This is a genomic window from Trichloromonas sp., assembly GCF_034006665.1.
Taxonomy (GTDB): Bacteria; Desulfobacterota; Desulfuromonadia; order Desulfuromonadales; family Trichloromonadaceae; genus Trichloromonas.
Genome location: NZ_JAVESI010000007.1, coordinates 65,782 through 86,817 on the forward strand (window position 1 = coordinate 65,782; position 21,036 = coordinate 86,817).

Genomic DNA, 21,036 nt, shown 5'->3' on the forward strand with positions numbered 1-21,036 from the left:
TCCGAGTGGGTCGGAGAACCTCTTGTTCTAACGCAAGGACGGGCAGAGGTCCGTTTGGTGGCCCGTCCGGAAATGGTCGCCGATGATCGGGGGCTTGTGCATGGCGGTTTCACTTTCGGTCTGGCCGATTATGCCGCCATGCTGGCGGTCAATGATCCCCATGTGGTTCTGGGCGCGGCGGAAGTCAAGTTTCTTGCCCCGGTAACGCTTGGCGAAACCATGCTGGCGAAGGCTGAGGTCATCGGCGAATCGGGGAAAAAGCGCCAGGTCAGGTGTACGGTCAGTACCGACCGTCCCGTTTTCGAAGGGAGTTTTACCTGCTTTGTCCTGCCGGGTCATGTTCTTGACTGTTGACCTTGGTATCCGGCTTCTGAAGCAATGACGCCCCGTCCGAATTGGACGGGGCGTCATTGCTCAACCTGGCGGCGTGACGGGGAAGGGACTCTACTCAATGTTCCGTCTGTTCCCGGAATCGGGGGTGGGACACGGATACATCTTTCAGGATCGTCTTCAACCGTTGCTCGAGGGACTTGGGTTTTACGCCGGTTGACATGGTAAGTTCCGGGGTGGCGACAAGGTTTTGAAGTCTCGACCTGAGACCCATCGTGGTCTCCTGAAAGCCGCTTCAGGCGTCCCATTCCTTGACGGGCAGGCTCACCGCGACTTTGACCGGAAACCTCATTCTGCTAATGTTGGTCAATAGCTCAAAACGCTGTTTCGCTCACCCTAGAGATAAACAAGGGGCTTACCGAAAAGCTACGTTTATATATTAGCAGGGGCTTATTCTTTGTCAATGAAAATATTCCAAACACTATTCTGCTGTTATTTTTCACGATGTGTCGATCTATTTTAAAACATCTCGCCATGACCGTGCCCAAGAATTTCTTTCAGCGTAAAATCCATCGTTATCTGCCTTCCCCAAAGGACGAGGGTCTGCGTCTTGATCAGTATCTGGCTTTCTGTTCCGATGAACTCTCCCGAACGCTGGTGCGAAAGCTCGTTGATCTCGGCGGCGTCCATGTCGGCGGGCGGCGCATACGCAAGTGTGCTCATCCCGTTCATGCGGGAGAGGGGGTCGAGGTCTATGTCGACGGTCTCCCCCTTGATCCATTCGAACTTCGGGATGGCGATATCCTCTATCGCGACCGCTTCTTGATCGCGGTCAACAAGCCGGCGGGAGTCGATACCCAACCGACCCCGGCCCGATATCGGGGAACTCTCTATGAGGCTCTGCTGCGCTATCTTCATGATCCTTATCGGCCCAAGGACATTCCCGAGATCGGCATGGCCCAGCGTCTCGACCGGGATACTTCGGGGGTGCTGCTCTTCTCCATCCACCGGCAGGCCCATAGTGGGCTGACCCAGGCTATCGCCGAACGGGCGGCGAAGAAGACCTACCTCGCCCTAGTCGCCGGAACCATGCCCGCCTCTTGTGGAGAATTCCGTTCCCTGCTTGCTCGCAATCGCGCTTCAAACCTGGTGCGTTCGGTCTCAAAGGGGGGGAAGGAGGCCGTTACCCGCTATCGGGTCGTGCGGGAGTGGGAGGGGGTCTCCCTGCTCGAAATCGACCTATTGACCGGCCGTTCCCACCAGATTCGCGCCCATCTTTCTGAGGCGGGGCATCCCCTTCTTGGGGATCAGCGCTACGGCGGGCCCACAATATTTGCCGGGCAGAAGATTCTTCGGCAGATGCTGCACAGCCTTCGACTCAGCCTTGTTCACCCCGTGGATCGGCATGAGATTACGGTTGAGGCGCCGCTGTCCGCGGATTTTCAGGCGCTTGTCGATCACCTCAATGATGGTGTAAACGCCTGTTCCTTAAACAATCCCTTCCTCTCACGAAATGCCTAAAGGATTCACCATGAACGCCGTTTTCCCCCAGATTGATCCGGTGATCTTCCAAGTCGGCCCACTGGCGGTTCGTTGGTACGGGTTGATGTATCTGCTCGGTTTTATCGGCGCTTATTTCGTGATCCGTCATCTTGCCCAGCGGCGGAATCTGGATCTTTCCCCGGATCAACTCTCCGATCTCCTCTTCTATGGGGTTCTCGGCGTCATTCTCGGCGGCCGCCTGGGCTATACCCTCTTTTACAATTTCGCTTATTACTTCCGACATCCCCTAGAGGTATTTTCGGTATGGGAAGGAGGGATGAGTTTCCACGGCGGACTTCTCGGCGTGGTTGTCGCCGCTCTGATTTACTGTAGACGCCGGTGTCTGCCGACGTTTCTGGTGGGGGATATCCTAGTGACCGCCGCCCCCGTCGGTCTTGGCCTTGGCCGGGTCGGAAACTTCATCAATGGTGAACTGTGGGGACGTGTCACCAGTCACCCTTGGGGGATGGTTTTCCCCGACGCCGGTCTTGATCCCCGCCACCCCAGTCAACTCTACGAAGCGGTGGGGGAGGGCCCTCTGCTCTTTCTGCTCCTCTATGGACTACATCGCCTGAAGGTGCCGCACGGCGTAGTCTTCTTCAGTTTCTTTTTCGCTTACGGTGCGATTCGTTTCGTTCTGGAATTTTTCCGGCAGCCCGACGCCCACCTCGGTTTTCTTTGGGGTGGAGCGACCATGGGACAGCTTCTTTGTCTGCCGATGATATTTTTCGGGGGCATCGGTTTGATTGTGGTTCTGAAAAGGAAAGGGCGACAATGAGCGGCTTCAAGGGTATTGTCTACGACTGCGACGGGGTGCTGTTCGAAAGTCGCCAGGCCAATCTCGCCTATTATAATCGGGTTCAGGACTATTTCGGCGAGCCCCGGGTTCATCCCGAGGATCAAGTGCGCGCCCATCTCTGCCATACGGCCGCCAGCCCCCGAGTTTTCGAGGTTCTCCTCGGTTCCGAGCGGGTCACAGAGGCCTTGGCCTACGCCGCGACGGTGGACTATCGTCAGTTCATTCCATACATGGAACCCGAACCGGGTATGGTCGACGCTCTCGCGATCCTGGCACGGCGTCTGCCGCTGGCGGTGGCCACCAATCGCCGGACGAGCATGCCGGAAATCCTGCGTCACTTCAATCTCGGCGATTATTTCAGCGTGGTGGTAACGAGTCGCGATGTTCTGCGCCCCAAACCTTTTCCGGACATGTTGCTGCTGGCGGCGGAGCAGTTAGGGCAACGACCGGAGGATCTGCTTTTTGTCGGTGATTCCGAACTGGATAGGGAAGCCGCCGCGGCGGCGGGTATCCCTTTTGTCTCGTATAAGGAAGAGATCGGAGCCGATATCCACGTGCGCCATCATGCCGATGTGGTACGGCTGGTGCTAGGCCGGGAAGGGGTGCCGGGAGCTTAGGGGGAGGGGGCTGGTATTGGGGACCGAGGTTCAGGTCAGGGTTTTCTGCATCTCCAGCACATTGCCATAGTCATGCTTCTCATAAGTGACCCGGTCCATCAAGGTGCGGATGATATAGATTCCTCGGCCATGATCTTCCAGATTCTGGAAGTCGGGAACGGGAAGAGAGTTGACGTCGAATCCCTGCCCCTGGTCGTAGACCTTGATGTTGAGAACGCGGTCGGCAAAGGTGATGGCGATATGGACTTCCTTGTCGGGATCGCCTTCGTTGGCGTGGCAGATGGCATTAGCCATCGCTTCGGTCAAAACCAGATTGAGGTGATAGGCCAGTTCCTCGCGGTCCCCATGATATTTTTTCAAGGTGCGGGCGATATCCTCGCCGATCTTGCCGATCAATCCCAGGTAGCGGGTCTGGTTGGGAACCTTGATGTCCACCTCGATCTTTTCGTTCATAAAATCCTCGGTAAATGGCGGCTAAGTCCCCCAGGGGCCGGTTGACCCCCGGGGGGCGGGCCTTGATTCAGAAACTGGCCAGGGCTTCGGCGGTGTCGGGAAAGATCTCGAACACCCGGTGCAGACGGGTCAGTTCAAACATCGACTTGACTTGGGTCTGGAGGCCGCACAGTTTGAGATTGCCGTTACGGGCGCTGGCATTCTTGAAGCCCGAAACCAGCGCCCCCAGCCCCGAGGAGTCAACGAAACGCACATCGTGGAGCGCCACCACGATATTGTTTTTGCCTTCCTCGAAGAGGCTCAGCATCTGGCTTTTCAGTTCGCCGCTGTTGTGCGCATCCAGACGTTCTTCCTTGACCTCGATCAGGATGACCGCCTCTTTTTCCACGATATTCAGCATCATGTCTAGTTGACCTCCTAGTGACTGGATAAAATCTTCTTCCGCGCTAAGCGTCTTGCCTGTTTTCCTCTATCCCCCCTGAATCGTTACGAGTTCCTTTTTTCAATCTTAACATAGCCGGCAGCGAGTGTCATGCTTGAGTTTTCGCTTCTTCCCACACCGGGATGGGGGCGTCGAGCGCGGTGGCCTTCATGACGACCAGGGAGACATCGTCCTGGAAATTCGGCATGCCGGTGTAGATGCGAACCTGCGCGAGTAGGGTATCGATGATCTTTTGCGGAGATTCCGGCTGCAATTCGTGCAGCAGGCTGCACAGTCGTTCATCGCCAAAGAGTTCCCCCTGGGGATTTTCGGCCTCGATGATACCGTCGGTATAGAGCAGCAGGAGGTCTCCAGGAGTCAAAAAGGCGGTCTTCTCTTCGAACTCCACCTGGGTTTTAATGCCGAGAATCAAACCTTCGGCATCCAGGCGCTCACAGGACCGGTTGCCCTGGCGGAGAATGATGGGGGGGTTGTGCCCGGCGCTGGCGTAGGTGAAGCGTCCGCTGTCGATATCGTATTTGAGGTAGAACATGGTGATGAAAAGCTCGGCTCCGGTCAGATCCTGATAAAAGAACTCGTTCAAGGCTTTCATCACTCCGGCGGCGCTGGCGAGATTTTTCGCTTTGGCCTGGATGAAGGTGCGGGTTTCCGCCATGATCAGGGCAGCGCCGACATTGTGCCCGGAAACGTCGGCGATGACCAGATCCAGGGTGCCGTCTCCGTGGTGAAGGAAGTCGTAGTAATCGCCGCCGACCTGGCGTGCGGGGACGCAGATCCCGGCCAGTGTCAGGCCGGGGATGGCCGGGACGGTGCGGGGGAGAAGGCTGAGTTGAATGGTTTTGGCGATCTGAAGTTCCCGCTCATGCTCTTTGGCGGCGATGAGTTTTTCGGTTTGATGGGCATTGCGCCAGGCGACTCCCACCTGACCGGCAAGGCTCTTGAAAAGTTCGATAAACTCACTGGTAAAAATGCCTTTCGACGACTTGCTTAAGGCGGAAAGAACGCCGATCGGTTGCCCTTCGATCACGATGGGGGCATGGGCGAAGGAGAGGATGCCTTCGCGGTGAATGATATGCGCGGTCTGGGGTTTATCGAGAACATCCGTATCGTTGACAACGGTGACCCGGTTGCCGAGAAAGGTTTCGCCGATATAGGTATTCGTGTTCAGCTCACGCTCGGCGGCACCGAGATGGTCTGAACTCATCCCCCGCTGACTGCGCACCGTGAGAAGGTTGGTTGCCGGGTCGAGGATCCGGATTACGCACAGGTCAAATTTGAACTGCTGCTGCATCAGATCGAGAATATTGTCGAAGATGTCCTGAATGTCGGCGCCGCTGGCCACGACCCGCGCCGCTTCGTAAAGAACGCTGAGCTGTTCGCGACTGGCGGTGCGGCTAAGGGTGACCGTGCCGAAGATGTCGAAGACATCCTCCATGTGGCTGCCGCGGGTCTCCAGATAGTTTTCGATGATGATGCGCGCCGGCGCGGCGCCGACCGAACCGGCCAAGGTTCGTTCGGTAAAACGTTTCAGGTTGGGGATTTCGTATTCGGAGAGGCTTCCCTTTTCATCAATCTCGCGATTCCCGAGATATTCGGCGATGGCCGTATGCGCTTGTTTTTCGCCGATGAATTTTGACATCAGTTCGACGAATTCAATAATCGTCGGGGCTCTGCTGATGCGTTTCCGTTGCGCGGGCTCGGTTGCCGGAACGAGGGCATCGACGAATTTAACGGCCTGTTCCTTCTCCCGGGTATCGGGATGGCCGAACAGGGAGAAGGTCAAAAAGGCTCCGAGGTTGAAAAACATGGTCCAGAAAAGGGCGTGGGTCCAGATATCGAAACCGGCCAGACCGAAGAGTTCCAGCGGGCGCAGCAGGGTGATGCCGAACAGTCCCTGCTCGATGATATTCTGGGCGATCCATCCGGATTGGGCGAAAAAAGGGATCATTAGGGTGTAAAACCAGACGATGAAGCCGAGGATCAGTCCCCAGAGGGCGCCGCGGCGGGTGGCCCGTTTCCAGTAGAGTCCGCCGATCATGGCCGGGGCGAACTGGGTGGCGCCGACAAAAGAGATCAGCCCCATATTGACCAGTGCGGACGAGTCGGCGATGACCAGATAGAAAGCGTATCCGAGAAAAATGACGCTGAGGATACCGAAACGCTTGATGTTGATGAGCAGGACTGAGAGATCTTGGATATTGATCTTCAACCGGAGAATGATCGGCATGAACAAATGGTTGAGAATCATGGTCGAGAGAGCGACGGAAGAGACCATGACCATGCCGGCGGCGGCGGAGAAACCGCCGATGAAGACCAGCAGCGAAAGCCAGGGATGACCGGCCTTGTAGGGGATGTCGATGACGAAATAATCGGCCTGGGTTATGTCGCCGCCGTTGAGCAGCAGTCCTCCGAGGGAGATGGGGATGACGAAGAGATTCATCAGAAACATGTAGGTGGGGAAGCGCCACATGGCACTCTTGATATGCGCTTCGCTGGAGTTCTCGATCACCATGATATGAAACTGCCGGGGCAGGAACATGAAGGCCATCATGGAAATGAAGGTCATGGTGAACCATTTGGCATAGGGGACCGCTTCATGCCCCAGCATGTAAAGGTAGCTGCGTTCGGGGAATTCGGCGTTGAAGCGGGCGAAGATGTCGGCGAAGCCGTCAAACATGCCGTAGGTGACAAAGAGGCCGACGCTGAAGAAGGCGACTAGCTTGATCAGGGACTCGAGGGCGATGGCGGCCACCATCCCTTCATGCCGTTCTGTGGCATCCAGGTGGCGGGCGCCGAAGAGGACGCCGAAGAGGCCGAGAAAGAGAGCGACAACGAAGGCCGTATCGATGAACGGTGGAATCCAGGGGAGAAGTGCCTGGATATGGTGAGTCAGGGAGAGTTGGGGGGCTGCGAGGAGATCGAAGGTGCGGGAGACCGCCTTGAGCTGCAGGGCGATATACGGCATGATGGCAAGAACGGTGAAAATGGTCACCACCGCCCCGAGAGCGGGGGATTTGCCATAGCGGCTGGAGAGGAAGTCGGCGATACTGACGATATTGTGTTCCTTGCTGATAGTCACCATTTTGCGCAGCAGGAAACACCAGCTGAAGGCGATCAGGGTCGGCCCGATATAAACGGGTAGAAAGTCGAGTCCGCTGGTGGCGGCTCGGCCGACGCTCCCGTAGAAAGTCCAGGAAGTCAGATAGACGGAGAGGGAAAGGGCGTAGATGTTGGCGTTCGAAATGATGCTGCGTCCCTCTTCACGGCGCTTGTCGGCATAGTAGGCGACGGCGAAGAGCAGTCCGAAGTAGAGCAAGGAGATAATGGTGATGATCTCGACGGGAATCATTCGACGCCGCTTCCTTCCCCGGTTTCTGGAAGTTCCTTGGTCCCGCTGGAAACGCGACGGGTAAAAAGGTAGATTACTAGGATGGAAAGGGGCCAGCCGAGAAGAAAATAGAGCACCAGCAAGGGGATGCCGAAGAGCGTAACGTCCCGGTTGAAGATGTGAATGAAAGGAAAGTTGATTATGATGATGCCGAGGATGAAGAAGATCACCCACGCTTCCTTGAACTGAATTGACGCGGTTTGCCCACACGCCTGGGGTTGTGGCGGCGGGGACGGCCGTCCTTCAGTCACCGGCGCGGAGGGGCCGGAGCCTTCATTGTGCGCAGGAGGGGAGGGCGCCCTCTTCATGGCTGCTCCTTCGGAATGTCCTGGGTGGCCAAGCGGCAAATGATCCGCTGCACATTATAGGCAACTTCCTGCCGGGTGTCGACCGGCAAGACACCCCTTTCATGCTGCGGCGACTGAAAAACCCTTTTCTGCGCTTCCAGCAGTTCCGGTCGTCCGTCCGAAGCGTCGCCGCGCCGCCGGCGTAGGCGTTCAAGCAGCAGATCGTCGGGACAGTGCATCCAGAGGATCATGCAGGGCCGCCCTCCGCGCCGGGCCAGTTTCCGGAAAGCCTCCCGACGCTCTTGTTCCGCGAAGGAGGCATCGACAATCACCGTGCGTCCGCCGGCGAGCAGGCTTTCGGCACGCTCGGCCAGTGCGCCGTAGGTATCCTCCGTCGCTCGGCGACTGTACAGGCCTTCACCAAAGGCTTCGAGATTTCGGGTCAGAGGGGAAAGTCCGACCAGCTCTTTGCGCACTTCGTCGCTGCGCAGATGTTCGGCACCCAGTGCCGCGGCCAGCTCCGTGGCGAGTACCGATTTTCCCGCTCCCATCAGGCCGCAGGTAAGAATCAGCACGGGAGCGCAGAGATAGCCGAGGGCCAGGCTGAAATAGCGCTGTCCCCGGAGCACGGCGTCGGCGCGGACAGCGTCGTCGGCTTCGGGATCCTCGGCCAGGAAGCCGAGTACCTTGCCGCGAACCCAGGCCCGATAGCTTTTGTAGAAGCTGAGCAGGCGCGGCGCGTCGGCATCGGCGCCCCAGGTCTCGTCGTAGGCTTGTCGCAGCTTTTGCGAAAGATCCCGACGGCCACGATAGTCCAGATCCATCAGCAGGAAGGCGAGATCGGCGAGGCGATCAGCGAGGCGAAAGCGATCGTTGAATTCGATGCAGTCGTAAATGCGGATCGGTTCGGTCAGGCAGATATGTTCGGCGTGGAGATCGCCGTGCCCGTCAATGACCTGGCCATTGGCCTGGCGGTTTATGAGCAAGGGGGCCTGTTCGGAGAGAAAGCGTTTTACCCGTTCCTCCATCAGGCGCTGGGCGTCCTCGGTGAGGAGCCGATGGGCCAGGGGGGCGCTTTGTTGCAGGTTTTCTTCCCAGTTTTGCTGAATGCGTGCTAGATCTGCGTGGATATCGCCGTTGACCGGCGGTTGGGCGCGATGCCAGGCGGCCAGATGTCGGCCCAGGCGCGTCATTTCCCTGGGCAGGGCAGGGTCGTTTGCCGCCAGAAGGTGGCAGAGCATGCGCTCTGCTGGAAGGCGTTTCATGTGCAGCAGATAATCGACGATTTCTCCCGGGCACTCCGATCCCAGATAAAACCGCTCATTCCACCGGCGAATTTCCAGTACATCCAGATAGGTGTCGGGGCAGAGACGCCGGTTGAGGCGCAGTTCTTCCAAACAGTAAAAATGTCGTTTCTCCAGGGTGGTGAAATCGAGAAACTGGAAATTCACCGGTTTTTTCAGCTTGTAGACATGGTCACGGGTGAAGTAGAGGCGGGAGATGTGCGTTTCCTGAAATTCCACCGGCCCCACTTCTCCGGGGTAAAATGAGCTGTCGAGCATGGTCCGATGCAAGGCCGAGTGATACATGGTGGCTCCAGCGGGAGAAAGCGTCGTCACTGATCCTGAATGTAATTTGTAAGATATTGAATTTACGTAAAACATATCAGGATTGCGGGGATTGTAAAGGGGTTCTGGTGCATGGTAAAAGAATTGACGCTGGATAGCGGGTATGCTAGTTTTTTGATGGTTGAATGAAGGTTCTCGCTTCATCGTAAAAACGATTTTATTTTCATGTGTTTTCCCTCTGTCATGGATGCCCTCCCTTGATCCGCTTCCGTTCTCTGTTTCGATCTGTCCAAGCGATCTTACTTCTCACTCACATTTTCGTCGCCTATGCCTGTTCCGGATCGGTTCTGCCCGAAACTCTCGGCGAATCCGAGACTCCGTCGACCACGCCCCAGCCGGTCGTGACCGAACGTGCCGACGGTGCCGCCGGCGCGCTTTACATCGAGTCCCGGCTGCGCGCCTTGGAGGGGGATTCCGAAGGCGCGCTGGACCTGCTGCGCCAAGCGATCAAGCTTGATCCCCACGATGCCTATCTGCGCCTCGCCCTGGCCGATCAATACCTGTTTTCCGGGGAGACGGAACAGGCCCTGCGCGCCGCCGAGGATGCCGTCATCCAGGACCCGGATTTTGCCGAGGCCCATTTTATGCTCGGCAATCTTCTCTTTCATGCCGATAACAATGAAAGGGCCATTCAGTCCTTCCGCCGGGTTGTGGAACTCGTTCCGGACCATGAGGAGGCTCCCCTGCTGCTGGCCGTGGCCTACGCCCGCAACGACGATCTGGAGCAGGCAGTGACCGTCCTCAAGAATTACCTGCAGACCCATCCCGATTCGGTGCGCGGTTCGGTGACGCTGGCACGGCTCTATCAGGAAATGGAACTCACCGGCTGGGCGATCGATATCTACCGGAAATTGCTTGAACAGGATCCGGAAAATGAACTTGCCTATTTCGAGTTGGGCGGCCTCTACGAGCAGGAGGGAGATTCCGACGCGGCTCTGGAAATCTATCGGACGTTCCTTGCCCGCGATCCCGAAAATTTGCCCATGCGCCATCATCTGGCGCGGTTTTTCATCGTGCGCCAGGACTATACCCAGGCCCGGCGGGAACTCGACGAGATTCTTCGCCTACGCCCCGACGATCTGGAGGCGCGGCGTAAGCTCGGTTTAATTTATCTGGAGACGGAAAACTGGCCGGCGGCGATCGATACCTTCGAGGAAATGCTCCGGCAACGCCCCGATCTTCATCAGGCGCGGTTCTATCTGGCCAGTGCTCTTGAGCGGGCGGAGCGCTTTGCCGATGCCTTGCGGGAATTTTCGTCGATTCCGGAAACTTCCGAGTTTTACGCTGAGGCCATGGCCCATCGGGGGTACCTGCTGCACCGCCTGGAACGCTCCGACGAGGCGATCGACATCATCGAGCAGCTTCTCGGCAAGCAGGGAAGCCGCCCCGAGCTTTTCACCTTCCTCTCCGCCCTGTACGAGGATCAAGGAAAGATTTCGGAAGCGTTACGGGTTTTGGAACGGGGGTTGCGGGTTTTTCCTGACGATGCCGCTCTGCTCTATCAACTGGGGGTGATTCATGAACGTGGGGAAAATCGTGATAAGGCCATCGCCGCCATGCGCCAGGTCATCGACATCGATCCCGAACATGCCGAAGCCCTGAATTTTCTCGCCTATATCTATGCGGAAGAGGGGATTTTTCTGGAGGAAGCTCTCGATTTGGCGAGCCGGGCTCTCGAACTCAAACCCGAAGGGCATGTCCTCGACACGTTGGGCTGGGTCTATTTCAAGCTCGGACGCTATGTCGAGGCCCGCACGGAACTGGAGCGGGCCGCTCTTCTCATGCCTGACGACCCAGTGGTGCAGGAACATCTGGGGGATGTTTATCGCGCCCTGAAGTTGCGGGACAAGGCCCGTCGCACCTATCTCAGAGTGTTGGAACTCGATCCCGAGAACCGCACGGTCCCCGGCAAGCTCGACGCTCTTTCGCCCTGAGCGCGCGGAAAAGCGCCCCTTTCCTCTGCTGCTTTTGAATCGCCTTGGCGAAGGTTGATCTCTCCATGTTCCGTCTCAAATCATTCATGCTTCGCGGCGGATCGCCAGTCCGGTGCGAGCCTCGTTTACGATCGGTTTATTTTGTTGAAGAGTTTTCTGAAAAGCCTCGTTTTTTCGCTGTTGTTTCTGGTTGTGACGCTTTCGGGCTGTGTTCGTCCGACACTCCCGCCGGCCCGCACCCTGCTTCCCTCCGAGGAAGCCCTCCGTTTGTGGGAAAAAGTTCAGGAAACCGGCCGCCGTTATCACTCCCTGCGCGGTTTGGCTAAGGTTCAGGTTTTCTGGCAGGGGAAGGACGCGACCGTCAGCCAGGCGCTGGTGGTGGAGAAGCCCGACCGTTTTCGCGCCGAGACCCTCAACCCCTTCGGTTTCGGCTTTCCCTTGCTGCTTATGGCGACGGACGGTGTGCAGTTGGCGGTCATGGTTCCGGGGGAAGGGCGGATGTTCCGGGGGGAAGCGACTTCCCGCAACCTGCAGCGATTCACCCGGGTTCCCCTCTATCTTGATGATCTGGTTCGGTTCATTCTCTATGAGGTGCCGGTCATTCCCCATGACCAACGCCAGGCTTACCGGATTGTCGACGGGCGGAGACTTCTCGAAATGCGCGACGGCGATCTTCGACGTCAGGAGCTCTATTTCAGTCCGGCGGAACAGTTGCAGGAGGCGCTCTATTATGAAGGGGAGGAGTTGACCTTGCGGGTTCGTTACGATAGTTTTTCTGCCGCGGCCGACTCTTTTCCCCGTTCCGCCTCCCTGGATATGCCCGGCCACCAGGCCCGGGCGTCCCTGCTCTTTTCAGAACTGGAAACCAATATTTCGCCGAAAACGGACCTTTTTCTGCTCGCTACGCCTCCCGGGTACGAGGAAGTTCCCATTCCCGAATAGATTTGATCGTCTCGCTCATGATTGTTGCTTATCGAACCCAAACTGTCAGCAGCGGGGCGAGCGCCTCGTGGAGATTTATGCGTTTATTTTTTCTGTGCTGTCTGCTGCTCTTTGCCGGGTGCCGTGATCGGGAGCCCCTTCTTCTCGAAGGGGAGACTCCGACCCTTCCTGTTTCCGGCGATACCTTCATCGAGGCGTCCATCGGTGAGCCGAGCAATCTTCTGCCGGTGCTGGCTTCCGACTCGGCTTCTGCGGACATCAGCGCCTTGGTCTACAACGGCCTCATCCGTTACGATAAAAATCTCAATCTTGAAGGAGAACTGGCTGAATCCTGGAAGATTTCCGAGGACAACCTGACCATCACCTTCCATTTGCGCAAGAATGTCCGCTGGCACGACGGCGCGCCTTTTACCTCGGCGGACGTCCTTTATACCTATCAGCTTTATACGGATCCCAAAACCCCGACGGCCTATGCCGAATCCTATCGCCAAGTGGCGCGGGCCGAGGCGCCCGATCCCTATATTTTTAAAGTCACCTACGATAAACCCTACGCTCCGGCCCTGGCCAGCTGGGGGGTATCGATCCTCCCCCGACATCTGCTGGTCGGGACGGAGATTACCAAAAGCCCCCTGTCCCGCAAACCCGTTGGCACCGGACCGTACCGTTTTGTCGACTGGAAGCCGGGGGAGTCCCTGGTCTTGGAGGCCAATCCCGACTATTTCGAAGGGTCGCCCTATATCCGTCGAGTGCTCTATCGCGTCATCCCCGATCTTTCCACCCAGTTCCTTGAACTGCAATCGGGCGGTCTCGATTTCATGGGTCTGACGCCCATTCAGTACCAGACCCAGACCGACACCCTGGCCTTCAAGCGACGTTTCAACAAATACCGCTATCTGGCCTTCGGTTACAGTTATCTCGGTTATAATCTCAAACGCCCGCTCTTTCAGGACAAGCGGGTACGCCAGGCCATCGCCCACGCTATCGACAAGCAGGAGATCATCGACGGGGTGCTGCTCGGGTTGGGACAGGCGGCGACCGGGCCCTACAAACCCGACACTTGGGTCTACAATCCGCAGGTAAAACGTTATCCCTACGATCCCGCCCGAGCCCGGGAACTGCTCGCCGAGGCAGGCTGGCGGGATACGGACGGCGACGGAGTTCTGGACAGGGAAGGACACAGGTTTTCCTTCACCATTGTCACCAACCAGGGGAACGATCTGCGGGTGAAGAGCGCCGAAATCATTCAGCGACGTTTGCAGGAGATCGGCATCGAAGTCAAGATCCGGGTCATCGAGTGGGCTTCTTTTCTCAAGGAGTTCATCAATCCCGGCAATTTCGACGCCACCATTCTCGGTTGGACCGGGGGGCCGGAGCCGGATCAGTACAACATCTGGCATTCGAGCAAGACCGGCCCCCGGGAACTCAATTTCATCGGATTCAACCACGCCGAGGTGGATGATCTTCTGGAGCGTGGTCGGCGGACTTTCGATCAGGCCGAGCGCAAGGTCATCTATGATCGTTTTCAGGAGGTGCTCGCCGAGGAGCAACCCTATACCTTTCTCTATGTGTCCGATGCTCTGCCGGTGGTGGCGCGTCGGTTCCGGGGGGTGGAACCGTCCCCGGCCGGCATCCGTCATAACTTCATCAAGTGGTACGTGCCGGAAGAAGAACAGAAATATCTGAAATGAGCATCCGCACGAGGAAACAATGCTTAATTGGATGATTTTGAATATATTTCCTGGAATTCATTGTGACGGTGGGCGAGGTCCGGCATGATCCGCTATCTGGTGCGCCGACTGCTGCTGATGATCCCCTTGCTCATTGGCATCACCCTCATCTCCTTCGTCGTCATTCATCTGGCGCCGGGGGAACCGACCGACCTGCAGACCCAGATGAATCCCCAGGCGAGCGCCGAACTGCAAGAGCGCCTGCGTGCCCAGTATGGACTCGACCAGCCCTTGCCCGTCCAGTACGGGCGTTGGCTGGCGCGTCTGGCCCGGCTCGATTTCGGTGAATCCTTCGCCCAGGATAACCGTTCGGTGCTGGAAAAAATTCTTGAACGTCTGCCCATCACCATTTTCATCAATGTACTCTCTATCGCTGCGATCCTGGCGACAGCGATTCCCATCGGCATTCTTTCGGCAACGCGGCGCAATTCTTTCTTTGACCGGGCGACGACCCTCTTCGTCTTCATCGGTTTTGCCACCCCCTCCTTCTGGCTGGCGCTGCTGCTCATGGATCAGTTCGGTGTGCGCCTCGGGATCTTCCCGGTGGTCGGTCTCAAGTCGCTGGGCTACGATTATCTGAGCTGGGGCGGGAAGCTTCTTGATATGGCCCACCATCTGGTGTTGCCCGTACTGGTTTCAGCCTTTGGCGGGCTGGCGGGTTTTTCCCGCTACATGCGCTCGAACATGCTCGAAGTGATTCGCCAGGATTACATCCTCACTGCTCGTGCCAAGGGGCTGTCGGAGCGGGCGGTGATCTATCGCCACGCCCTGCGCAATGCCCTGTTGCCGGTGATCACCATTCTCGGTCTCTCCGTTCCCGGTTTGATCGGCGGCAGCGTCATTTTCGAGACGATTTTCGCCATCCCCGGCATGGGCAAGCTTTTCTACGACGGGGTGATGATGCGTGATTATCCGTTGATCATGGGGATTCTGGTTATCGGCGCGGTGCTGACCCTGATCGGCAATCTGCTCGCCGACCTTGGTTATGCCCTCGCCGATCCCCGTATCCGCAAAGCCTGATCGGGAACCTTCCCCCACCGCGAGGATCTGTATTGATCGACTGTCATTGCCATCTGTTGCCCGGGATTGACGACGGTCCGAAAACCCTGGAGGAATCCCTGCCTATGGCCCGGATTCTTGAAGGGTTCGGTTTTGTCGAGGTGCATTGCACCCCCCATTGCATTCACGGACTCTATGAAAACACCCCGGCCATCGTCGGCGAGCGTCTTGCGGAACTGCAACAGGCCTTGGTGCGCGAAGGTATACGACTTCGCCTCAAGCCGGGAATGGAATATTATCTTGACAGCCATTTCCCCGCCAGTCTGGAACGCCCCCAGCTTCTGGGCGACAGCCGGCTGCTGCTGGTGGAAGCCCCGACCTGGGCGGAAGCGGGATTGGTGCTGGAGAACCTGCGTAAGGTGGTGGCGCGGGGCTATGTTCCCCTGCTGGCTCATCCCGAACGCTGGGGTCTGCTTGCCCCGCCGGGACAGGGGGGAGCGCGGCACCTGTTGTCTCGGCTGCTGGGGAGGGGCCGGGCCGGTGCTTCCGGGGAACTTCTCGATGAACTGCAACGGATGGGTTGCCTTTTTCAGGGCAACCTGGGAAGTTTCGCCGGTCATTACGGCAAGGACGTGGAGAAGCGCGCCTGGGCTTTTTTGCGGGCCGGGCTTTACAGCTGTCTCGGCAGCGATTCCCATCCCCGGCACGGGCTGGAGGAGATGATCGATACGGGTCTCCGGCGACTCCATGAGCGCTCGGAACAGGCGACGGAACTTCTTTCCGCCGCGCGTATTTTGTCCTAATAGGCTGATTTTTTATAAAAATTCACTGAAGAATTCGAAGGATGGGTCCCATGCATTCTGCCAATACGCTGCCCCCGACGAAGATCCTTGTGACCGGCGCCGCCGGCTTCATCGGTTTCCATCTCTGCCAACGGCTCCTCGCTCGCGGCGACCAAGTCGTCGGCCTCGATAATCTCAATGATTATTACGATGTTTCCCTCAAGCAAGCGCGCCTGAAGCAGCTTGAAGGACAGGCCAATTTTCGCTTTGTCCGGCGCGATCTCGCCGATCGCAAGGGTATCGCGGCGCTCTTTGCTGCCGAAGGATTCGACAAGGTGGTCAATCTTGCCGCCCAGGCCGGGGTGCGTTATTCCCTGGAAAATCCCCACGCCTACGTGGACAGCAACCTGGTCGGCTTCGTCAACATCCTTGAAGGTTGCAGGCATCACGGCGTCAAGCATCTGGTCTATGCCTCCTCCTCCTCGGTGTACGGGGCCAATACCCGTATGCCCTTTTCGGTGCATGACAACGTTGACCATCCTGTCTCTCTCTACGCCGCGACCAAGAAGGCCAATGAACTGATGGCTCACACCTACGCCCATCTCTACGGACTGCCCTGCACCGGACTGCGTTTCTTCACCGTCTATGGTCCCTGGGGACGGCCGGACATGGCGCTCTTTCTCTTTACTCGGGCAATTCTCGAAGGGCGTTCCATCGATGTTTACAATTACGGCCGGATGCGTCGGGACTTTACCTATATCGACGACATTGTCGAAGGGGTAATGCGGGTAACCGACCGCATCGCTCCGGCCAATCCCGACTGGAACGGCGATTTGCCCGATCCCGGCACCAGCGCCGCTCCCTACCGTCTCTACAATATCGGCAACAACAATCCCGTCGAGCTGATGGACCTCATTGAAACCCTGGAAAAAGCTCTCGACAAGCGGGCCGAGAAGAACCTGTTGCCGATCCAGCCCGGCGATGTGCCCGCGACCTATGCCGATGTTGAAGCCCTGACCGCCGATGTCGGTTTCAAACCAGCGACTCCCATTGCCGTGGGTGTCGGTCGTTTCGTCGAGTGGTATCGCGAGTTTTATCGGCTGTAACCGGAACCCCCGCCCCAGGGATGAATAAGGAGCTTCGACGCGATGAATCTGACCGTTATCGGCACCGGTTACGTCGGGCTGGTTACCGGCACCTGTTTCGCCGAAATGGGCCACCGGGTGACCTGCGTCGATGTGGATGAAGCCAAGATCGCCCGTCTTCGCGAGGGGGAGATCCCCATCTTCGAACCGGGTCTCGAAAACCTGGTCCGTTCCAATGTCAAGGACGGACGGTTGTCTTTCACCACCTCGCTCCTTGAGGCCATGGCCGACTCCGCCGTCTATTTTATCGCCGTCGGCACCCCGCCCGGCGAGGACGGCTCAGCCGATCTCCAGTATGTGCTGGCGGTGGCCCGGGAGATCGGCCGCCATCTGCGCGATTACGCTGTTATCGTCGACAAGTCGACTGTGCCGGTGGGGACGGCGGATCGGGTGCGTCAAGCCGTCGCCGAGGAACTGGTCCGGCGCGGCGTGGATCTCCCTTTCGACGTGGTGAGCAATCCCGAGTTTCTCAAGGAAGGGGCGGCGGTCAACGACTTTATGCGCCCGGATCGGGTCATCATCGGCAGCGACAGCCCCCGCGCCCTGGAAATCATGCGGGTGCTCTACGCCGACTTCAGTCGCAACCACGACCGCATTCTTGAAATGGGGGTGCGCGACGCCGAGATGACCAAATACACGGCCAACGCCATGCTCGCCACGAAAATTTCCTTCATGAACGAAATCGCTCGGCTCTGTGACCAGCTCGGCGTCGACGTAGAGAAGGTGCGGCGGGGAATCGGCTCGGATAGTCGTATCGGCTATTCCTTCATCTATCCCGGCTGCGGTTACGGCGGTTCCTGTTTCCCCAAGGATGTCAAGGCGCTGATCCATGTGGCCGAAGGGGAGGGGATTGAGCCGCTCATCCTGCAATCGGTCCACCGCCGCAACGAGATGCAGAAACAGGTGCTTTTTGAGAAGATCCGTGACCACTTCGGCGCCGATCTGCCCGGTTTGACGATCGCCGTCTGGGGGCTGGCCTTCAAGCCGGGAACCGACGACATGCGCGAGGCGCCGTCCCTGGTTTTGCTGGAAAAGCTCCTCGCCGCCGGCGCCAAGGTGACGGCCTACGATCCTGAGGCGATGGCGTCGGCCCGCCGGGAACTGCCAGGCTCCTGGTTTCAGTCGGGGCGTCTGCAACTGGCGGAGACCCAGTACGCGGCCCTGGACGGGGCGGATGCCCTGGCCCTGGTGACCGAGTGGAAGCCCTTCCGCCATCCCGACTTTGCCGCCATGATAGGGCGGATGAAGCAGCCGGTGATTTTCGACGGCCGCAACCAGTACGATCCGGGCTATGTCAAGGCGCAGGGTTTTGTTTACCGCGGCATCGGCCGTCGTTGATCGACTTCAAGGGAGGATGTTCATGTCTAATATTCTGGTGACCGGCGGCGCCGGCTATATCGGCAGTCATGTAGTGAAAGCCCTGGGCGAAGAGGGCTATCGGGTGCTGACCTACGACAACCTTTCGACGGGTAATCGCTGGGCGGTGCTTCATGGCGATCTGGTCGAAGGGGATCTCGCCGATCGCGATAAACTGGCGGCGACGGTACGGAATTTCTCTCCGGACGCCGTGCTGCATTTCGCCGCCGGCATCGAGGTAGCCGAGAGCGTGGCCAATCCTCTCAAGTATTACGAAAACAACACCGTGAACGCCCTTGGCCTGCTCCAGACGTTGCGCCGGGAAGGGGTCGGGCGCTTCATCTTTTCCTCGACGGCGGCGGTCTACGGTATCCCCGAGCGGATCCCCGTGGACGAGACGGCGCCGCTGTTGCCGATCAATCCCTACGGTGCCTCGAAAATGATGACCGAACGCATTCTCGCCGATCTGGCTGTCGCCGACCCGGAATTTCGTTATGTAGCCCTGCGCTACTTCAACGTCGCCGGCGCCGATCCCGAGGGGCGCATCGGCCAGGCCTACAAGAACCCGACCCATCTCATTACCCGCGCCCTCAAAACCGCCCTGGGGCAGTATGAGAAGCTTCAGGTTTTCGGCACCGATTACGAGACTCCTGACGGCACCTGCATCCGCGACTACATCCATGTGGTGGATCTCGCTTCGGCCCATGTCGCGGCCCTGGACTATCTTCTCGAAGGCGGCGGCAGCGAGGTTTTCAACTGCGGTTACGGACACGGTTATTCGGTGCAGGAGGTAATCGACATGGTGCGCAGGGTGACCGGCCGGGATTTCCCGGTGGAACAGGCGCCTCGGCGCGCGGGGGATCCCCCGGCGCTGACCGCCGAAAGCATGCGTATCCGCAACGGGCTCGGCTGGACCCCCCGTTACGATCATCTCGAATACATCATCGAAACGGCCTGGAACTGGGAATTGAAACTGCACTCCGGCCAGGTCGGCAGGCAGGCATAATCACAGCCTTGCAAGGGGGGGAACCATGAGCCGAAAAACCATGCGTCTGGGCGATATGCTTGTCAAGGCGGGGAAAATCGACGAGTTTCAGCTGAATTCAGCCCTGTCTTATCAGCGCCACTGGGGTGGGCAGATCGGCACCTCGCTGATCAAACTCGGCTATATCGGCGAAGAGGATCTGCTGCAGTTTCTCGCCGAGCAACTCAACCTGACCCGCATCGACCTGTCGTGCCTCACCGTCGCGCCCGAGTTGCTGGCCCTGTTGCCGGTGGAAAAGGCCCTTGAATACACGGTCATCCCCGTGGATCGCAAGGAGTTGAGCGGCACGGTTTACCTCCTTGTGGCCATGTCCAACCCAACCAATCTGATCGTCATCGACGCCCTGCAGTTCGCCACCGGTTGCCGGGTGCGCCCGGCCCTGGCGACGGAAGAGGCGATCCGCACGGCGATCAAGCGCTGTTACCAGAAACGTCCGGTGGCCGTGAAGACTCTCGATGATCCGCCGGTCAACCCGCCGCTGCCCGACATCGACCCTTTCCGTTTTTCGGGAAATCAGCCAGGCGGCGGCCAAAGCCTGGAGGAGCGTTTCGATCGGCTCCTTGCTCTGCTGGTGAAAAAGGGCCTGCTTTCCGCAAGCGAGGTTAAGGAATTGAAATAGAAAATCTTTTCTCACGCAAAGACGCAAAGGCTCCAAGATAAACAAGAAAATCAAATATTTTGATGGTTTTGATCTGTTAGCGTCTTGGCGTCTTGAGTGAGTGTAGCGAAGGGGCGTGAGTATAGAATTTCAGAACCGCTTTTACCGGATATAAATCATGCCGATGTTGTTTCATTCAAATTTTCTTTCCCGCCTGCGCGGCAACCGCATGGCCCTGGTCGGCGCGGCAATCGTTGCCGTCATGTTTTTGCTGGCTGTTCTCGCGCCGATCCTGGCGGGGGATCCCGGCGCCATTGACATCTCCCGGCGTCTGCAACCGCCTTCCTTCCGTTATCCCCTAGGCACCGACGATCTCGGTCGCGATGTGCTCGCGCGCATTCTCTACGGGGCGCGCATTTCGCTGCTGGTCGGTTTCGTCGCCGTCGGCATCGCCAGCCTCATCGGCATCGTCCTCGGTGCCCTCGCCGGTTACTATGGGCGCTGGGTCGACGGCCTGCTCATGCGCTTCGTCGACATCATGCTCTGTTTCCCCACCTTCTTCCTGATCCTCGCGGTCATCGCCTTTCTCGAACCGTCGATTTGGAACATTATGATCATCATCGGACTCACCGGTTGGATGGGGGTGGCGCGTCTGGTGCGGGCCGAATTCCTTTCCCTGCGGGAGCGGGATTTCGTCTTGGCGGCTAGGGCGCTGGGCGCTTCCGATGGGCGACTGATTTTTCGGCACATTCTGCCCAACGCCCTGTCGCCGGTGCTGGTCTCCGCTACCCTCGGCGTGGCCGGGGCGATCCTCACCGAAAGCGCGCTCTCCTTTCTCGGCATCGGCGTGCAACCGCCGACCCCTTCTTGGGGAAACATGCTCATCGCCGGCAAGCAGACCCTCGGCACCGCCTGGTGGCTTTCGGCCTTTCCAGGTCTGGCGATTCTGATCACCGTGCTTGGCTACAATCTCTTGGGGGAGGGGATTCGCGACGCCCTCGACCCGCGCATCCGGGAGTGAC

At 58.3% G+C, this 21,036-nt stretch carries 19 protein-coding genes and 1 other RNA gene; 14 read left to right on the forward strand and 6 right to left on the reverse strand.

Annotated elements, in window-relative coordinates; all coding sequences use genetic code 11:
- Nucleotides 1-57 precede the first annotated feature (57 nt).
- Nucleotides 58-354 (forward strand): PaaI family thioesterase, encoded by a 297-nt coding sequence (locus RBR25_RS04760; RefSeq protein ID WP_432818388.1) that lies wholly within the window; start codon nt 58-60, stop codon nt 352-354.
- Between the two features lie 200 nt (nt 355-554).
- Here RBR25_RS04760 and ssrS read toward each other — a convergent pair.
- Nucleotides 555-736, reverse strand: a non-coding RNA gene (ssrS, locus tag RBR25_RS04765) — 6S RNA.
- A gap of 128 nt (nt 737-864) precedes the next feature.
- Here ssrS and RBR25_RS04770 point away from each other — a divergent pair.
- Genes RBR25_RS04770 through RBR25_RS04780 form a run of 3 tightly spaced genes read left to right on the forward strand, consistent with a single transcriptional unit; the run spans nt 865 to nt 3,288 of the window.
- Entirely contained in the window at nt 865-1,851 is a 987-nt protein-coding gene (locus tag RBR25_RS04770; RefSeq protein ID WP_432818389.1) for an RluA family pseudouridine synthase, read from the forward strand.
- Between the two features lie 10 nt (nt 1,852-1,861).
- The gene (lgt, locus tag RBR25_RS04775) at nt 1,862-2,650 is read left to right on the forward strand and encodes a prolipoprotein diacylglyceryl transferase (RefSeq protein ID WP_432818390.1); all 789 of its coding nucleotides are present in this window, start codon (nt 1,862-1,864) and stop codon (nt 2,648-2,650) included.
- Entirely contained in the window at nt 2,647-3,288 is a 642-nt protein-coding gene (locus tag RBR25_RS04780) for an HAD family hydrolase (RefSeq protein ID WP_432818391.1), read from the forward strand. Before lgt ends, RBR25_RS04780 begins: the two co-directional genes overlap by 4 nt.
- A gap of 30 nt (nt 3,289-3,318) precedes the next feature.
- Here RBR25_RS04780 and RBR25_RS04785 read toward each other — a convergent pair whose 3' ends face one another.
- From RBR25_RS04785 to RBR25_RS04805, 5 genes are all read right to left on the reverse strand, one after another.
- Nucleotides 3,319-3,741 (reverse strand): ATP-binding protein, encoded by a 423-nt coding sequence (locus RBR25_RS04785; protein WP_432818392.1) that lies wholly within the window; start codon nt 3,739-3,741, stop codon nt 3,319-3,321.
- A gap of 67 nt (nt 3,742-3,808) precedes the next feature.
- Complete coding sequence (locus tag RBR25_RS04790) at nt 3,809-4,144, reverse strand: STAS domain-containing protein (RefSeq protein WP_432818393.1); 336 nt, start codon at nt 4,142-4,144, stop codon at nt 3,809-3,811.
- 127 nt (nt 4,145-4,271) lie between these two features.
- A complete protein-coding gene (locus RBR25_RS04795; protein WP_432818394.1) occupies nt 4,272-7,532 on the reverse strand; it encodes a SpoIIE family protein phosphatase in 3,261 nt (1,086 codons plus the stop codon).
- A complete protein-coding gene (locus RBR25_RS04800; protein WP_432818395.1) occupies nt 7,529-7,741 on the reverse strand; it encodes a hypothetical protein in 213 nt (70 codons plus the stop codon). The genes RBR25_RS04795 and RBR25_RS04800 overlap by 4 nt, the downstream gene beginning before the upstream one ends.
- Nucleotides 7,742-7,875: 134 nt before the next feature.
- Nucleotides 7,876-9,447, reverse strand: a complete 1,572-nt coding sequence (locus RBR25_RS04805) for an AAA family ATPase (RefSeq protein ID WP_432818396.1) — start codon at nt 9,445-9,447, stop codon at nt 7,876-7,878.
- A gap of 236 nt (nt 9,448-9,683) precedes the next feature.
- Here RBR25_RS04805 and RBR25_RS04810 point away from each other — a divergent pair, with 236 nt between their 5' ends.
- The 10 genes from RBR25_RS04810 (at nt 9,684) to RBR25_RS04855 (ending at nt 21,035) form a co-directional block, all read left to right on the forward strand.
- Nucleotides 9,684-11,420 carry a tetratricopeptide repeat protein gene (locus RBR25_RS04810; protein ID WP_432818397.1) on the forward strand — a complete coding sequence of 579 codons (1,737 nt, stop codon included), beginning with the start codon at nt 9,684-9,686 and terminating at the stop codon, nt 11,418-11,420.
- A gap of 267 nt (nt 11,421-11,687) precedes the next feature.
- Entirely contained in the window at nt 11,688-12,362 is a 675-nt protein-coding gene (locus RBR25_RS04815; protein ID WP_432818398.1) for a hypothetical protein, read from the forward strand.
- Between the two features lie 77 nt (nt 12,363-12,439).
- Entirely contained in the window at nt 12,440-14,050 is a 1,611-nt protein-coding gene (locus tag RBR25_RS04820; RefSeq protein ID WP_432818399.1) for a peptide-binding protein, read from the forward strand.
- Between the two features lie 84 nt (nt 14,051-14,134).
- Complete coding sequence (locus RBR25_RS04825) at nt 14,135-15,109, forward strand: ABC transporter permease (RefSeq protein WP_432818400.1); 975 nt, start codon at nt 14,135-14,137, stop codon at nt 15,107-15,109.
- 32 nt (nt 15,110-15,141) lie between these two features.
- A complete protein-coding gene (locus RBR25_RS04830) occupies nt 15,142-15,891 on the forward strand; it encodes a tyrosine-protein phosphatase (RefSeq protein ID WP_432818401.1) in 750 nt (249 codons plus the stop codon).
- Between the two features lie 50 nt (nt 15,892-15,941).
- Complete coding sequence (locus RBR25_RS04835) at nt 15,942-16,976, forward strand: NAD-dependent epimerase (protein ID WP_432818402.1); 1,035 nt, start codon at nt 15,942-15,944, stop codon at nt 16,974-16,976.
- Between the two features lie 42 nt (nt 16,977-17,018).
- On the forward strand, nt 17,019-18,353 hold the full coding sequence (locus tag RBR25_RS04840) for a UDP-glucose dehydrogenase family protein (protein WP_432818403.1): 1,335 nt from the start codon (nt 17,019-17,021) through the stop codon (nt 18,351-18,353).
- A gap of 22 nt (nt 18,354-18,375) precedes the next feature.
- Nucleotides 18,376-19,377, forward strand: coding sequence for a UDP-glucose 4-epimerase GalE (gene galE / locus RBR25_RS04845; protein ID WP_432818404.1), 1,002 nt, complete (start codon nt 18,376-18,378; stop codon nt 19,375-19,377).
- A 25-nt stretch (nt 19,378-19,402) separates the two neighbouring features.
- Nucleotides 19,403-20,035, forward strand: a complete 633-nt coding sequence (locus RBR25_RS04850) for a hypothetical protein (RefSeq protein WP_432818405.1) — start codon at nt 19,403-19,405, stop codon at nt 20,033-20,035.
- Between the two features lie 157 nt (nt 20,036-20,192).
- On the forward strand, nt 20,193-21,035 hold the full coding sequence (locus RBR25_RS04855) for an ABC transporter permease (RefSeq protein ID WP_432818406.1): 843 nt from the start codon (nt 20,193-20,195) through the stop codon (nt 21,033-21,035).
- The last annotated feature ends 1 nt before the right edge of the window (nt 21,036 follow it).